The sequence below is a fragment of the uncultured Allobosea sp. genome, from assembly GCF_945956895.1.
Classification (GTDB): domain Bacteria; phylum Pseudomonadota; class Alphaproteobacteria; order Rhizobiales; family Beijerinckiaceae; genus Allobosea.
The window spans coordinates 1-13,261 of the sequence record NZ_CAMFJF010000074.1 but is presented as its reverse complement, the minus strand read 5'-3'; the positions used below and the strand labels follow the sequence as shown (position 1 = coordinate 13,261).

Below are 13,261 nucleotides of genomic sequence, written 5' to 3'. Positions count from 1 at the left end.
AGCGCAGAAGAGGCGCCGCTCACCGGCGGCGCCGTCTCGATGGCCGCGTTATAGGCGCGACACCGTTCCCATGTCAACAGGGTCTTGCGACAATTTCCGACCAATAAATTTGCTAGCTGCTCAACGCACTTGCGCGGCGACGACAGAGCATCCCCTTCAGCCAGATGGCAGGATCACGACCGCAGAGACTGCTGCAGTGAACGGGGCTACGGCCATTGCCGGAATGGGTGTCGTCGTGGTCTCCCCCGCAGCGGACCGACATGCCGCCCTGGCGCACGAGATCGCGCCCGGCCTGGCATCCGGCCAGATCCTCCCGCTCCGCAGCGGCTATATCGGCGGCTCCACGGTCTTCGTCGACGCGCAGGCTTCAGCCGGAGCCCCGGGGGCATCGCCGCCTTCGAGCTCAGCGACACGCTGCACCTTGCTGGAAAGCTCAATCAATCCTTCGGCCGTGGTGATCAAAGGGCAGAAGCGCTGGCTCGAACTCGCGCGTCTGCTCGAAGCGAAGGAAAGCCCGACACCCGAGATCCTGAGCGGCATCCGTACGGCACGCTCCAGAGCCGGCGCACGCCCGACCAAGCATAGCTCAACGCGCTGCTGCCAATCCCGGCGGCAGCATAACCGAGGCTGAAACCCCCTCGGCCACAGCACCGAAACTGTTCAGATAAACCGAGCCCGTGCACTCTGACGGAAACCCGACATTCTTAGCCCTTCAGATAAAAGGCTACTCGCGACCGATGGCGACCTCCGACAAGAGGTCACATGACGGCTTCGGTTCGCATCGCTTGGCCTCAAGCATCGATCTGCCAAAAGGACCGCAAGGTTGGGTGATCAACGGACGTCGCAACGTCGCCTAATCGACCCGACGCGTGTTGATCTCGGCTAGGTAAGAGCGCACCGCCCGCTCCGGTTCATGCCAGGAGGCACTGCCCTTGCCCTGCAGCTCGGGCGCCTCCTTCCAGCCGGGCTCGATTCCCCTCATGTCCGGCAGCAGATGCGCGATGCCCTTGTGGCAGTCGATGCAGGTCTTCTCGCCCGTGGTCAGGAAGCGCCCGTGAATCTCGGCTGCCCGGCGCGTCTGCTTGGTGAAGTCCATCGCGACGGAGGAATGACAGTTCCGGCACTCCAGCGAGTCGTTCGCCTTCAACCGGGACCATTCGTGCTTGGCGAGTTCGAGGCGCATGTTCAGGAATTTCTCGCGCGTCGAGATCGTGCCGAAGATCTTGCCCCAGACTTCCTTCGAAGCCTGCATCTTGCGGGCGATCTTGTCGGTCCAGTTATGCGGGACGTGGCAATCCGGGCAGGTCGCGCGCACGCCCGAACGGTTGGAGAAATGCACCGTCGACTGCAGCTCCTGATAGACGTTGTCGCGCATCTCGTGACAGGAGGTGCAGAACTTCTCGGTGTTGGTAACTTCCAGCGCCGTGTTGAAACCGCCCCAGAAAAGCACGCCTCCGACGAAGCCGCCGAGCGTCAGAAGGCCGAGCGGCAGATAGGCGCTCGGCCGGCTGATGATGCGCCAGAAGCGCACGACGATGCTCCAGCACCAGAGGATAAGGGATTTAAGCCTGGCCATGATGCACGCGCCTCAAGGCGTCCGACCGATGTCTTTGGCATCCTGGAACCGGTTCGGGACCAGGGGCGCGACATCAGTCTGCTGGACATGGCAGGCGGTACAGAAATAGCGGCGCGGCGTCACGTCCGAGAGCACCTGCCCGTCGCGATCCTGGAAATGGGTCACGCTGATCATCGGCGCACCCGAGCCTTCGGTGAACTCGCGCTTGTGGCAGTCCATGCAGCGATTGGTGTTGAGGGTGAGTTGGTAGCCGTCGATCGCATGCGGGATCACCGGCGGCTGCTCCGGATAGTTGCGCATGCGCCGGACATCGTCGACGACCGGGCGGCCGAGCGCCGGCACGCGCTCGAGCGCCATCGGATCGGCCGTGCCGGTCAGGCGCGGGACGATCTTTACCGGCGCGCCCTCCTGGGAGATTGCAGCGCCGAAGGCGAGGACGAGGCCGGCCGCCAGGGCGGCCCCAAAGAAGGTCCGCGAGCGCATCAGCCCGAGACCGGAACGATCTTGACCGCGCATTTCTTGAAATCCGTCTGCTTGGAGATGGGATCGGTGGCGTCGAGCGTCGTCTTGTTGATCAGCTGGCTGGCATCGAACCAGGGCACGAAGACCACGCCGGGCGGCATGCGGTTGCGTCCCCGCGTCTCGACGCGGGTGCGCATCTCGCCGCGTCGCGAGATCAGCCGAATCTCGGCGCCCTGGTTGAGCCCGCGCTTGCGGGCATCCTCCGGATGCATGAAGCAGCGCGCGCCGGGAAAGGCCTTGTAGAGCTCCGGAACGCGCATCGTCATCGAGCCGGAATGCCAGTGTTCCAGCACGCGGCCGGTGACGAGCCAGAGATCGTATTCGTTGTCGGGCGATTCCGCCGGCGGCTCGTAGGGCACCGCGATGATGCGGGCCTTGCCGTCCTTGTTGCCGTAGAACTCGACACCCTTGCCCGGCTTCACATAAGGATCGAGCCCCTCGCGATAGCGCCAGAGCGTTTCCTTGCCGTCGACCACCGGCCAGCGCAGGCCACGGACCTGATGGTAGAGGTCGTAAGGTCCGAGATCATGGCCATGGCCGCGGCCGAACGCTGCGTATTCCTCGAACAGGCCCTTATGGACGTAGAAACCGAAATCCTTCGATTCCTGGTTCGCGTAGTCGGGATCGGTCTCGGAGAGCGGGAACTTGTCGACTTGGCCGTTGCGGTAGAGCACGTCGAACAGCGTCTTGCCCTTGTAGTTCGGGTTGGCGGCGAGGATCTCCGCCGGCCAGACCTCGTCCGTGGTGAAGCGCTTGGAGAACTCCATGAGCTGCCAAAGATCGGAGCGGGCCTGGCCCGGCGCGTCGACGAGCTGGTGCCAGACATGGGTGCGCCGCTCGGCATTGCCGTAGGCACCCTCCTTCTCGACCCACATCGCAGCCGGCAGGATCAGGTCGGCGGCCATCGCCGTCACCGTCGGATAGGCATCCGAGACGACGATGAAGTTCTCGGGGTTGCGGTAGCCGGGATAGGTCTCGTTGCTGCTGTTGGGCCCCGCCTGCAGGTTGTTGTTGACCTGGATCCAGTAGAAATTGAGCTTGCCGTCCTTGAGCATCCGGTCCTGCTCGACGGCATGGTAGCCGGGCTTCTCCGGGATGATCCCGTTCGGGACACGCCAGATCTCCTCGGCATGCTTGCGGTGCTCGGGATTGACCACTGTCATGTCCGCCGGCAAGCGATGGGCGAAGGTGCCGACCTCGCGCGCCGTGCCGCAGGCCGAGGGCTGGCCGGTGAGCGAGAACGGGCTGTTGCCGGGCTCCGAGATCTTACCCGTCAGCAGGTGCAGGTTGTAGACGAGCTGGTTCGCCCAGACGCCGCGCACATGCTGGTTGAAGCCCATCGTCCAGAACGAGGTGACCTTGCGCTTGGGATCGGCATAGAGCTCGGCGAGCTGCTGCAGGAAGCCGGGCTCGACGCCGGTCAGGGCTGAGACCTTCTCCAGCGTGTAATCCTTCACGAAGGCGGCATAGGCCTCGAAATCGATCGGCGTCGTCGCGGCGGGATCGGCCGCCTTCTTCGCCTTGACCTCACGCGGATCATCGGGACGCAGGCCGTAGCCGATCTCGGTTGCGCCCTTCACGAAAGTGGTGTGCTTGCCGACGAAATCCTTGTTCACCCGCCCCGTCGTGATGATGTGATTGGCGATGTAATTGAGGATCGCCAGATCCGTGCCCGGCTTGAACACGATCGGGATATCGGCGAGGTCCGAGCTGCGATGGGTGAAGGTCGAGAGCACCGCGACCTTCACATGCGGCTGGCCGAGCCGGCGATCCGTCACCCGCGTCCACAGGATCGGGTGCATCTCCGCCATGTTCGAGCCCCAGAGCACGAAGGCGTCGGCATGCTCGAAATCGTCGTAGCAGCCCATCGGCTCGTCCATGCCGAAGGTGCGCATGAAGGCATAAGCCGCCGAGGCCATGCAGTGGCGGGCATTCGGGTCGAGATTGTTGGAGCGGAAGCCGGCCCGCATCAGCTTGGTCGCGGCATAGCCCTCGAAGATCGTCCACTGGCCGGAGCCGAACATGCCGAGCGCGGTCGGCCCCTTGGCCTTCAGGGTGGCCTTGGCCTTGGCGGCCATCGTGTCGAAGGCTTCGTCCCAGGAAACCGGGGTGAACTCGCCGTCCTTCGCATAGACGCCGTTCTTCTTGCGCAGCAGCGGCTGGGTCAGCCGGTCGTTGCCGTACATGATCTTGGAGAGGAAATAGCCCTTGATGCAGTTCAGGCCGCGATTGACGTCGGCCTTCATGTCGCCATGGGTGGCGATGACCTTGCCCTCCTTGACGCCGACCATGACGCCGCAGCCGGTGCCGCAGAAGCGGCAGGGCGCCTTCGACCATTTGATCTGCAGGGTATCGACGCCGCCGGTCACCGGCTGCGCCTCGGCCGGCACGCTCATATTGGCGGCGAGCGCGGCGACGCCGGCCGCCTGCGCCTTCAGCATCTCGCGACGGGACAGGGTCATGGGATCACTCCGGGGTCGTCGAGGGTTTCGAGGTCTTCGATCTGCTCGAACACCATGTTGGCCGAGAGCACGCCGTCGATCAGGCTGATGGCGGCCAACCGGTCGCCGATCACGCCCGTGCTGGAGCCTTCCAGGACGATCACGATCTTGCCGTTCTCGACCCGATGGATTTCGGTCTCGGGAAGCTCTGCGATACGCGCGAGCACGGCCTCGACCTTTGCCGGCAGGGCCGAGACGACGGCGCTCGAAATATGGTGGAAGCGCTGGCGAGGACGCTCAGACATGGGCAGCCTCCACCGGGCGCGCACCGACGGCGACGGCCTGCGCCGGGCAGGCCGCGATGCAGGCCCCGCAGCCATTGCAGCGATCCGCCGCGATCTCCGGCAGGGCCGGGCCGCCGAGCCGTGGGCGAAAACGGATCGCGCTCTCCGGACAGGCATCGCCGCAGCTCTGGCAGACGATGCCGCGGCCGGCGAAGCAGTCGGCACCGACTACCGCGACATGGTCGAAGGCCGGCAGCAAACGATCGAAGACAGGCTCGGGACAGGCCTCGGCGCAAGCGCCGCAGAAGCTGCACTCGCCCATCCCGAAATCCAGGGCGGCCCGGCCGGATTCGTCGAGGATGACGATGCGCTGCGGGCAGGCCGGCACGCAGGCGCCGCAACCGGTACAGGCCGCGGCGATCGACGCGGTGCGGGACCATGGGGGACGAACCCTGTCGGGCAGCGAGAGGCGCCTGCCGGTCAGGAAGTTGCGGCGCCCACGATCGATGGTCGAGCGTTCCACAGCCGCATCCTCAATGCGGAGAGCCGGGCGGACCGGCGACCAACTGGAACATCCATACCAGGAAGCCATATCCCCCGACGATGCCCACCGCGACGATCGGCCAGATCAGCACGGCCAGCGTCAGGAAAGCCAGGAATTCGGCTCGTCTCGTCGCTCTTTCAGGAGCAGCTTCCGGGCCGCTCGCCCCTGCGGTCTCGGTCGTCATCTCTCGCCCTTTCGCGTGCGGGCGTTCACAAATCGCGCCGCCACCAGATTAGAGATCAACGAAAGAGAAGCTGATCCGGCAGAGCTTGTCCACTCGAATGTGAATCGAGCCAGCTTCGCGCCGCGACAGTTGACCTAGCGCAAATCTGCACCGGAGCAGGCTGCGAATCCGATGCGCCGAGCACTGCACGCCGTGCTGCGAGCTGAAGGCGTGAAGGCGCTGCCCTCCAACGCGACGAGCTTCAGGTCAGAACTCGTGACGGTGGCAGGGCGTCCGGAGATACCGTGCCGGCGGGCGAGCTGTGCTTTGTCTGAACGGCCCCGGGCCTATCGGAGGCCTCCGTTCCGGAGAGGAGGGGTAATGATGGGCAAAACGCCGTACGGATTCTGCCGAACTGACAGAGTCCCCGTGAATTTCATAAACTTGACGTTAGGAGAGGAGCCGGACTGCACCGCAAGAAATTGCGATGCTCCCCTGGCCGGCGAGCAGAGAGCTACCGGGCCATCAAACTCGCCATTGCGCGCCTCGGTCAATCACTCCGTCCGCGTGGTGCCCGCCGTCACAGGATCTGCCTGAGGGTATTGCGGCCGATGTTGCCTCCGCAGCAGACGATCACAGAGGTTCCCGAAAGACCGACCTCAGCGGCCTGCTTCAGTGCGGCCGCAATGGCAACCGCAGCTGCGCCTTCGATCAACATCCGATGCCCGTCGAGGAAGAGGCGTAGCGCGGAAGCGATCTCGTCCTCCTCCACTTCGATCCAATCATCGACAAGGGTTCGGCAGTAGTCGAACGTGATCGTGTCCCCCTCGACGCCGCCCGCGGTGCCGTCCGACAAGGTCGGCTCGGAGGGGAGATCAAGCATGCGGCCAGCCGCGACCGAGCGCGCCATCACGCAGGAAGCGGCGGCCGAGCACCCGAAGACCCGGATGTCCGGTCGCTCGGCCTTCAGACCGGCGGCGATGCCGGAGATCAGGCCGCCACCGCCAACCGAGACGAAGACATTGTCGATGCGTGGCCCCTGGCGAAGCAGTTCCCGTGCGATCGTGCCTTGGCCGGCCAGCACCTCAGGATCGTTGTAGGGCGGGACGAAGAGGTGTCCCTCCGCCTCGGCAAGTCGGCGGACATGCAGCTCGGTCTCGATCGAATCCTGTCCGTAGGTTTCGACCTGCGCGCCAAGCCTGCGGATGAAAGCGACCTTTGCTTCCGAGGCCCCTTCCGGCACGAAGACGATACCGCGGCGGCCGACACGCGATAAGGCATAGGCGACGCCGGCGCCATGATTGCCGGTAGAGGCCGTGACGACAAGGCGCCCGTCACCCGGAGCGGCAAGGATCTTGTTCAGTGCGCCGCGGGCCTTGAACGAGCCGGTCTGCTGCAGGTTCTCGAGCTTAGCGAACACCGGTGCGCCGATGCGCTCGGCCAGGATCGGTGAGGGTTCCAGCCAGGTTTCGCGGATATGGGGGCGGATGCGGGCTTCGGCTGCGGCGATGGCCTTGGCCGTGGCGGCAAGATCGGGAAGGGCTGTCATGGCTGGGCTTCTCAGGCGGCGAGTGAATCCGGGCAGGTCAACAGTTCGAGCGCCCGAGCATGAATGGAGGGGGTGCCGCTCACCAGGTAGCGATGCCCGGAATGGATGGTCAGCGGGTTGCCCTCCCAGTCGCTGATCATGCCGCCGGCATTGGTCACGATCGGTACGAGGGCGCAGAAGTCGAAGGGGTCGTGCCCGCACTCGACGCCGAGGTCGATCGCGCCGCTGGCCAGCCGGCCATAGGCAAGGCAGCCACCGCCATAGACGCACCAGTTCGTCGCACGTCGCAGGCGGCTGAAGCCGTCGAACTCGCTGTCGCTGAAGGCGTCGATACCGCCGGTGGTGAGGATGGCGCTGTCGAGACTGGCGGCGCGCGTCCGCACAGGCGTGCCGTTCAGCATGGTGCCGTGGCCGTCGGCGCCGAGCCAGCGCTCCCCCGTGACGGGGTGGTCGATCACGCCGAGGATCGGCGTGCCGCGATAAGCGAGCGCGATCAGCGTGCCGAAGGTCGGAATCCCCGTGATGAAGGCCTTGGTGCCGTCGATCGGGTCGAGCACCCAGACGAAATCGCGATCGAGCCCGGCGCTGCCATATTCCTCGCCGAGGATGCCATGGTCGGGGAATGCGCGCTCGATCATGCCGCGCAGCGTCGCCTCGACGCGGCGATCGATCTCCGTCACCGGGCTGCTGTCGGACTTCGCGGTGTAGTGCCGGCCGGCATCCAACGACTGGCGGATGATCGCGCCGCTGGCGTCGGCAAGCTGGGCGGCGAAGGCGAGCGCCTCCTCCGGAATCGGGTCAGGCATGGGCTTCCTCCTGTCCGACCTTCGCGGCCGGGACGTCGACCGGCCGCATGTGCCGGCTCCAGTGATGCTCGACGAGCGCCAGCGCGCGCGTCAGCACGAAGGTGATCGCGAGATAGATCAGCGCAGCTGCGACGAAGATCTCGTAGGGCGAGAAGCTCTGCGCGACGATGGTGTTGGCCACGCCGGTGAGCTCCATGACGGTCACCGTGCTGGCAAGCGAGGTCCCCTTCAGCATGCCGATCACCTCGTTGCTGTAGGCGGGCAAGCCGAGCCGGAAGGCGCGGGGCAGCAGGATCAGCCGGTAGACCTGGGCTGGACGCATGCCGCAGGCGCGTGCCGCCTCGACCTCGCCGGCCGGAACGGCCTCCATCGCGCCGCGCAGGATGTTGGCTGTGTAGGCCGCGGTGTGCAGCACGAAGGTGAGCAGCGCGCAGACATAGGGCTGGCGCAGATAAGGCCAGAACAGGCTCTCGCGCACGGCGTCGAACTGGGCCAGGCCGTAATAGAACAGGAAAATCTGCACCAGAAGCGGCGTGCCGCGGAAGAAATAGATGTAGGCGCGGACCGGCCAGGACAGCAGCGGGGCGCGTTGCACCCTGAGGATCGCGAGCGGGACCGCCAGCGCCATACCCAAGGTGAGCGTGACCGCGAGGAGCTGGATCGTGACGACGGTGCCGCGCAAGAGCGCAGGCATGCTGTCGATCATGAGCGTGAAGTTCATGTCAGCCCCTCCTCTCGCCGCGCTGCGAGCGGGCTTCCATCCAGCCCAACAGCGTCGTGTTGACGAAGGTCAGTGCCAGGTAGACCAGCGCCGCCACGAGGTAAAAGATGAAAGGTTCGCGCGTGACGGAGGTCGCCATGGCGCTGACCCGCATCAACTCTTCCAGCCCGACGACCGAGATGAGCGAGGTATCCTTGACCAGCGAGATCCAGTTGTTGCCGAGCGCCGGCAAGGCATAGCGCCACATCAGCGGGAAACGGATGTGGACGAAGCCGACCCAGCCTGTCAGGCCGAAAGCTTCCGCTGCCTCGATCTGTCCGCGGGGAATCGCCTGGAAGGCGCCCCGTATCGTTTCCGCGGCATAACCGCCGAAGATCAGGCTGAGCGCGAAAACGCCCGCAGCGATCGACGGCACCTCGACATAGCCGGCATCGGGCACGATCTTCCGCGCAAGAGCGGTCAAGGCGACCGTGCCGCCGAAATAGACGATGAGGATGATCAACAGCTCCGGCGTGCCGCGGATCACCGTCGTGTAGATCGTGCCGAGCCTGCGCAGGATGCGCGACGAGGAGAGGCGCGCCAGCGCGCCGAGCACGCCCCAAACCAGACCGAGCGCCAGCGCCATCAGGGCGACCGCGACGGTCACGGCGGCTCCCCGGGCGATCGCCTCGCCCCACCCCTGCAATATATCCATGGCCATTCTCGCGCGAGGGCAAAGAGGCGAGCGCCGACGGCGCTCGCCCTGCAACCGGGCCGGGCAGGCCGGTCAGTTCTTCCAGGCGCTGCCGAGGACCGAGAACTTCCAGTATTTCTGGTTGATCTGCTTGAAGGTGCCGTCCTTGATGATCTCGGCCAGCGCCTTGTCGATCGATTCCTTGATCGCGCCGTCGCCCTTGCGGATGCCGGCACCGACACCGGGGCCGAAATAACTCACGTCGTCGACCTCGGGACCGATGAAAGCGAAGTTCGCTCCGTCCGGCTTGTCGAGGAAGTCGGCCGCGAGCTTGATCGGGCCCAGCATCACGGCGTCGACGCGGCCGGCTTTCAAATCCAAGAGCATGTTGTCGACGGTGTCGTAGAGGGACACCTGCACCGTCGGGAATTTTTCCGTGATGTAACGATGATACTGCGAGGAACGCTGGATGCCAACGGTCTTGCCTTTGAAGATGTCGGGATTGGGCGAACCATCCGCCTTGAACGGGCTGTTCGCAGCCAGGCTCTTGGTTCCCGCGAACCGGCCCGAGGAGGAGCGATAGGGGATGCTGAAGTCGATGCTCTTCAGGCGGTCCGGCGTGATCGACATGCTGGCCAGGATGACGTCGTATTTGCCGGCGAGCAGACCGGGAATCATGCCCTCCCAGGCCTGGCAGACGAATGAGAGCCCGACATTCATGCGCTTGCCGACTTCACGAGCGATGTCGATGTCGAAACCCTGGAGCTCGCCCTTGGCGTCGCGATAGTTGAAGGGCGGGTAGGTGCATTCGCTGCCGACACGCAGATCCTTGGCCAAGGCGGGCAGAGCGGAAAGGCCAACAAGGCATGCGATCAGGCCGATGGCTTTGGTCTTCATGGCAACCCCTCTTTCTCTCTTTTGTCGTGGTTTCTCTCGGCGGTCGTTCACAGCACGCGGGCAAGGAACTGCCGACAGCGCTCGCTCCTTGGCGCACCGAAGACCTGCTCCGGCGGGCCGCGCTCCTCGATGCGCCCCTGATGCAGGAAGAGCACCTCGTTCGAGACCTGCCGGGCGAAGCCCATCTCGTGAGTGACGACGATCATCGTGCGCCCCTCCTCGGCGAGGAGCTGCATGACGCGGAGCACCTCGCCGACCAGCTCCGGATCGAGCGCCGAGGTCGGCTCGTCGAACAGCAGCAGCTTCGGTTCCATGGCGAGCGCGCGCGCGATCGCACAGCGTTGCTGCTGGCCGCCGGAAATATGGGCCGGATAGCTGTTGCGCTTGTCGTACATGCCGACTTTCGCGAGCAGCTCCTCGGCCCGCGCAACGGCTGCCGCCTTCGGCACCCCCAGCACCTTGATCGGCGCGATGGTGACGTTCTCGAGCACCGTCAGGTGAGCCCACAGGTTGAAGCTCTGGAAGACCATGCCCATCCGGGCTCGGATCCGCGCCACCTGCCGGCTATTCAGCGTCGCGGGCTGGTCTCCGCGGCGCCGCAGCTCCAGCGTCTCGCCCTCGAAGGTGATCGAGCCGGCGTCGGGAACTTCGAGAAGGTTGATGCAACGTAGGAAGGTGCTCTTGCCGGAACCGCTCGCACCGATCATGGAGATGACCTGATGCTCGCCCGCCGACAGGCTGACGTCGCTCAGCACCTCGAGCGCGCCGAAGCTCTTGCGAATGCCGTTGGCGGCCAGGACAGGCCGGTACGCCGGCGCCGCCCCGCTATCCATGTGGTTCACGTCAAAGCCCCTCACTGCCGGCGGGTGGTCCCGCTCTGTCGGTCGCAGTATTGGGCTTTGCGAAAAGCGGCCAAGAGCCAATTATCGGAGAGGCATGGAGCCAATGCCTGGCAAAGCCCCGGAACCGGCGCGGACCAAGGCCGCGAAGCTGCGCACGACGTGGGGGATGCGCGAGGCGGGCGTGTTGCCGAAGCCGAAGATGAATCCGGCGAGCACCCTCCCGCTGACGCAGTAGCGCGAGAGCGGCGGCACATCGAGGCCAAGCCGTAGTGCCGCGTTGGAGATGGCGACGTCGTCGACGGGCTCCTTCGCCACGGCCGTCAGGTAGAGGCCGGCGGGCACGTCCGGCACCTCGAGCCAGTCGCCCAGTTCGCGGCGCAGACCTTCGGTCAGAGTCTCGGCGCGCTCGCGATAGATCGCTCGCATCCGCCGCATATGCGAGGCGAGATGGCCCTGCGCCATGAAATCGGCGACGGTTTTCTGCAGGGGCAGCGGCACATGGCTCGAAAAGGCCTGCTGCATCATCGTGAAGGCATCGACGAGATCGTGCGGCACGACGAGGTAGCCGAGCCTGAGACCCGGCGCGAGCACGCGGTTGAAGGAGCTCGTGTAGATGACATGGCCGCGACGATCCAAGGACGCCAGAGGCGGCAACGGCACGCCGGACCAGCGGATCTCGCTGTTGACGTCGTCCTCGAAGATCCAGGCATCGTTGGCATAGGCCCAGTCCAGCAACGCCTGCCGGCGTGCCATGCTCATCGTGCTGCCGAAGGGGAACTGGCCGACAGGCGTCGCAACGGCGAGGCGTGCCCTTTCCGCCGTCACGTCGGTGGCGGAAAGATCGAGACCCTCGGCGTCGATCGGAACGCTGATCGGGCGAATGCCCGCCGCCCTCAGATTGGCGAGCTCCGCGATGTAGGAAGGGTCCTCGACGAGGGCCGAATCTCCGCTGTCGAGCAGCACCTGGGTCACCAAGGTCAGCGCCTGCAGGGTATGGCTGACGATGATGACCTGCTCCGCATCGCAGCAGACGCCGCGCGCTTCGCGCAGGTAGAGGGCGATCTGCTCCTTCAAGGCATGCAGGCCGCCGCCCTCGCCATAGCCGAGGTCGATCGTGGTTCGCGAGCGCCAATGCTGGGCGGACAGCTCGGCGAAGCGCTCAAACGGAAATTGGTCGAGAGCCGGCAGGCCGGGGCTGAGCGCGAACTGGTCCATCCGCCCCCAGGGAACCTGCATCGCGAGAATGGCCTGGCCGCGCTGCGAGGGCGCCATGGGCGAGGCGCGAGGCGAGACTTGCTGCCCCCCCTTCGTCTGGTAATCTTCCGGGAGGATCGCTTCGACAAAGGTGCCGGCACCGACCTTGTGGAGCAGGTAACCCTCGGCCGCCAGCCGGTCGTAGATATTCGTCACGGTATTGCGCGCGATGCCGAGTTCCTTTGCCAGCATGCGGCTCGGCGGCAACCGTGCTCCGCGCTCGATCTGTCCGATCGTGATCGCAGTCCTGAGCTGGTGGAATATCTGCCCCTGCAGTGGCTCGCGCGCCCCGCGCTCCAGGTGCAGGATGTTCCAGACGGGGTAACTGAAGCTCTTGCTCATGGCACCGCTCGGGAGAATGCCTCAATGCTGGCGCCTTCCCACGGCTGCGAAATGCAATCGCGCGGCGCCGCGAGGCTTCGACGCTGATCGCCTGCTGCATTTGTGGGGCGGGATGACGGTCCGGAAGTTTGTACAGACACTTGGTCGGGCAAGGAACAGAGCCGGCTCGGTTTATCTGAACAGTTTCGGTGCTGTGGCCGAGCGGTTCTCAGCCTCTGTTATGCCGCGGCCGGGATTGGCAGCAGCGCGTTGAAGTAAGCCTCGTCGGGCGTCTGCCGGGCCAGCCCCTGATGAGGCCTCCGGCTGTTATAGAAGTCGAGATACCGGCCGATCGAGGCGCGGGCCTCCGATACGCTGGCATAGGCGCGCAGATAGACCTCCTCGTATTTGACCGATTTCCAGAGGCGTTCGACGAACGCGTTGTCACGCCAGGCGCCCTTGCCGTCCATGCTGATCCTGATGTCGGCTGCGATCAGCAGGGCGGTGAACTCGCGGCTGGTGAACTGCGAACCCTGATCCGTATTGAAGATTTCGGGCTTGCCGAAACGGGCCATGGCATCCTCGACGGCCTCGATGCAGAAGGCGGTGTCCAGGGAGTGTCTGAACTTTTGTGTCCGGGGCGGGTTGAGCTTCACGCGATGATGAAG

At 65.2% G+C, this 13,261-nt stretch carries 15 protein-coding genes; 1 reads left to right on the top strand and 14 read right to left on the bottom strand.

Annotated features, from left to right (window positions below; translation table 11 throughout):
* Nucleotides 1-223: 223 nt before the first annotated feature.
* On the top strand, nucleotides 224-631 hold the full coding sequence (locus Q0Q02_RS20915) for a hypothetical protein (RefSeq protein ID WP_293812394.1): 408 nt from the start codon (nucleotides 224-226) through the stop codon (nucleotides 629-631).
* 222 nt (nucleotides 632-853) lie between these two features.
* On the opposite strand, the gene Q0Q02_RS20910 is transcribed toward Q0Q02_RS20915, so the two are convergent.
* From Q0Q02_RS20910 to Q0Q02_RS20845, 14 genes are all read right to left on the bottom strand, one after another.
* Nucleotides 854-1,576, bottom strand: coding sequence for a NapC/NirT family cytochrome c (locus tag Q0Q02_RS20910; RefSeq protein WP_293812392.1), 723 nt, complete (start codon nucleotides 1,574-1,576; stop codon nucleotides 854-856).
* A gap of 12 nt (nucleotides 1,577-1,588) precedes the next feature.
* Nucleotides 1,589-2,092, bottom strand: coding sequence for a nitrate reductase cytochrome c-type subunit (locus Q0Q02_RS20905; protein WP_293812390.1), 504 nt, complete (start codon nucleotides 2,090-2,092; stop codon nucleotides 1,589-1,591).
* Nucleotides 2,059-4,560, bottom strand: coding sequence for a periplasmic nitrate reductase subunit alpha (gene napA / locus Q0Q02_RS20900; RefSeq protein ID WP_293812388.1), 2,502 nt, complete (start codon nucleotides 4,558-4,560; stop codon nucleotides 2,059-2,061). Before napA ends, Q0Q02_RS20905 begins: the two co-directional genes overlap by 34 nt.
* Complete coding sequence (locus Q0Q02_RS20895) at nucleotides 4,557-4,844, bottom strand: chaperone NapD (protein ID WP_293812387.1); 288 nt, start codon at nucleotides 4,842-4,844, stop codon at nucleotides 4,557-4,559. Before Q0Q02_RS20895 ends, napA begins: the two co-directional genes overlap by 4 nt.
* On the bottom strand, nucleotides 4,837-5,346 hold the full coding sequence (gene napF / locus Q0Q02_RS20890; RefSeq protein WP_293812385.1) for a ferredoxin-type protein NapF: 510 nt from the start codon (nucleotides 5,344-5,346) through the stop codon (nucleotides 4,837-4,839). Before napF ends, Q0Q02_RS20895 begins: the two co-directional genes overlap by 8 nt.
* Before the next feature lie 10 nt (nucleotides 5,347-5,356).
* Complete coding sequence (napE, locus tag Q0Q02_RS20885) at nucleotides 5,357-5,551, bottom strand: periplasmic nitrate reductase, NapE protein (RefSeq protein WP_293812384.1); 195 nt, start codon at nucleotides 5,549-5,551, stop codon at nucleotides 5,357-5,359.
* Between the two features lie 559 nt (nucleotides 5,552-6,110).
* Nucleotides 6,111-7,079 carry a threonine/serine dehydratase gene (locus Q0Q02_RS20880; RefSeq protein ID WP_293812382.1) on the bottom strand — a complete coding sequence of 323 codons (969 nt, stop codon included), beginning with the start codon at nucleotides 7,077-7,079 and terminating at the stop codon, nucleotides 6,111-6,113.
* 11 nt (nucleotides 7,080-7,090) lie between these two features.
* Nucleotides 7,091-7,885 (bottom strand): inositol monophosphatase family protein, encoded by a 795-nt coding sequence (locus tag Q0Q02_RS20875; protein ID WP_293812380.1) that lies wholly within the window; start codon nucleotides 7,883-7,885, stop codon nucleotides 7,091-7,093.
* A complete protein-coding gene (locus Q0Q02_RS20870) occupies nucleotides 7,878-8,606 on the bottom strand; it encodes an ABC transporter permease (RefSeq protein ID WP_293812378.1) in 729 nt (242 codons plus the stop codon). The genes Q0Q02_RS20875 and Q0Q02_RS20870 overlap by 8 nt, the downstream gene beginning before the upstream one ends.
* Nucleotide 8,607: 1 nt before the next feature.
* Complete coding sequence (locus tag Q0Q02_RS20865) at nucleotides 8,608-9,300, bottom strand: ABC transporter permease (RefSeq protein WP_293812376.1); 693 nt, start codon at nucleotides 9,298-9,300, stop codon at nucleotides 8,608-8,610.
* 72 nt (nucleotides 9,301-9,372) lie between these two features.
* The gene (locus tag Q0Q02_RS20860) at nucleotides 9,373-10,176 is read right to left on the bottom strand and encodes a transporter substrate-binding domain-containing protein (protein WP_293812374.1); all 804 of its coding nucleotides are present in this window, start codon (nucleotides 10,174-10,176) and stop codon (nucleotides 9,373-9,375) included.
* A 47-nt stretch (nucleotides 10,177-10,223) separates the two neighbouring features.
* The gene (locus Q0Q02_RS20855; RefSeq protein WP_293812395.1) at nucleotides 10,224-11,009 is read right to left on the bottom strand and encodes an ABC transporter ATP-binding protein; all 786 of its coding nucleotides are present in this window, start codon (nucleotides 11,007-11,009) and stop codon (nucleotides 10,224-10,226) included.
* 90 nt (nucleotides 11,010-11,099) lie between these two features.
* A complete protein-coding gene (locus Q0Q02_RS20850; RefSeq protein WP_293812372.1) occupies nucleotides 11,100-12,614 on the bottom strand; it encodes a PLP-dependent aminotransferase family protein in 1,515 nt (504 codons plus the stop codon).
* Between the two features lie 218 nt (nucleotides 12,615-12,832).
* The coding region (locus Q0Q02_RS20845) for an integrase core domain-containing protein (protein WP_293812370.1) at nucleotides 12,833-13,261 on the bottom strand (429 nt) is incomplete at its 5' end.

Bases quoted from the DNA above. Each gene is read 5' to 3' on its own strand.
- Q0Q02_RS20915 (WP_293812394.1), top strand. From the start codon at position 224: ATGGGTGTCGTCGTGGTCTCCCCCGCAGCGGACCGACATGCCGCCCTG.
- Q0Q02_RS20910 (WP_293812392.1), bottom strand. From the start codon at position 1,576: ATGGCCAGGCTTAAATCCCTTATCCTCTGGTGCTGGAGCATCGTCGTG.
- Q0Q02_RS20905 (WP_293812390.1), bottom strand. From the start codon at position 2,092: ATGCGCGGTCAAGATCGTTCCGGTCTCGGGCTGATGCGCTCGCGGACC.
- napA (WP_293812388.1), bottom strand. From the start codon at position 4,560: ATGACCCTGTCCCGTCGCGAGATGCTGAAGGCGCAGGCGGCCGGCGTC.
- Q0Q02_RS20895 (WP_293812387.1), bottom strand. From the start codon at position 4,844: ATGTCTGAGCGTCCTCGCCAGCGCTTCCACCATATTTCGAGCGCCGTC.
- napE (WP_293812384.1), bottom strand. From the start codon at position 5,551: ATGACGACCGAGACCGCAGGGGCGAGCGGCCCGGAAGCTGCTCCTGAA.
- Q0Q02_RS20880 (WP_293812382.1), bottom strand. From the start codon at position 7,079: ATGACAGCCCTTCCCGATCTTGCCGCCACGGCCAAGGCCATCGCCGCA.
- Q0Q02_RS20875 (WP_293812380.1), bottom strand. From the start codon at position 7,885: ATGCCTGACCCGATTCCGGAGGAGGCGCTCGCCTTCGCCGCCCAGCTT.
- Q0Q02_RS20870 (WP_293812378.1), bottom strand. From the start codon at position 8,606: ATGAACTTCACGCTCATGATCGACAGCATGCCTGCGCTCTTGCGCGGC.
- Q0Q02_RS20865 (WP_293812376.1), bottom strand. From the start codon at position 9,300: ATGGATATATTGCAGGGGTGGGGCGAGGCGATCGCCCGGGGAGCCGCC.
- Q0Q02_RS20860 (WP_293812374.1), bottom strand. From the start codon at position 10,176: ATGAAGACCAAAGCCATCGGCCTGATCGCATGCCTTGTTGGCCTTTCC.
- Q0Q02_RS20855 (WP_293812395.1), bottom strand. From the start codon at position 11,009: ATGGATAGCGGGGCGGCGCCGGCGTACCGGCCTGTCCTGGCCGCCAAC.
- Q0Q02_RS20850 (WP_293812372.1), bottom strand. From the start codon at position 12,614: ATGAGCAAGAGCTTCAGTTACCCCGTCTGGAACATCCTGCACCTGGAG.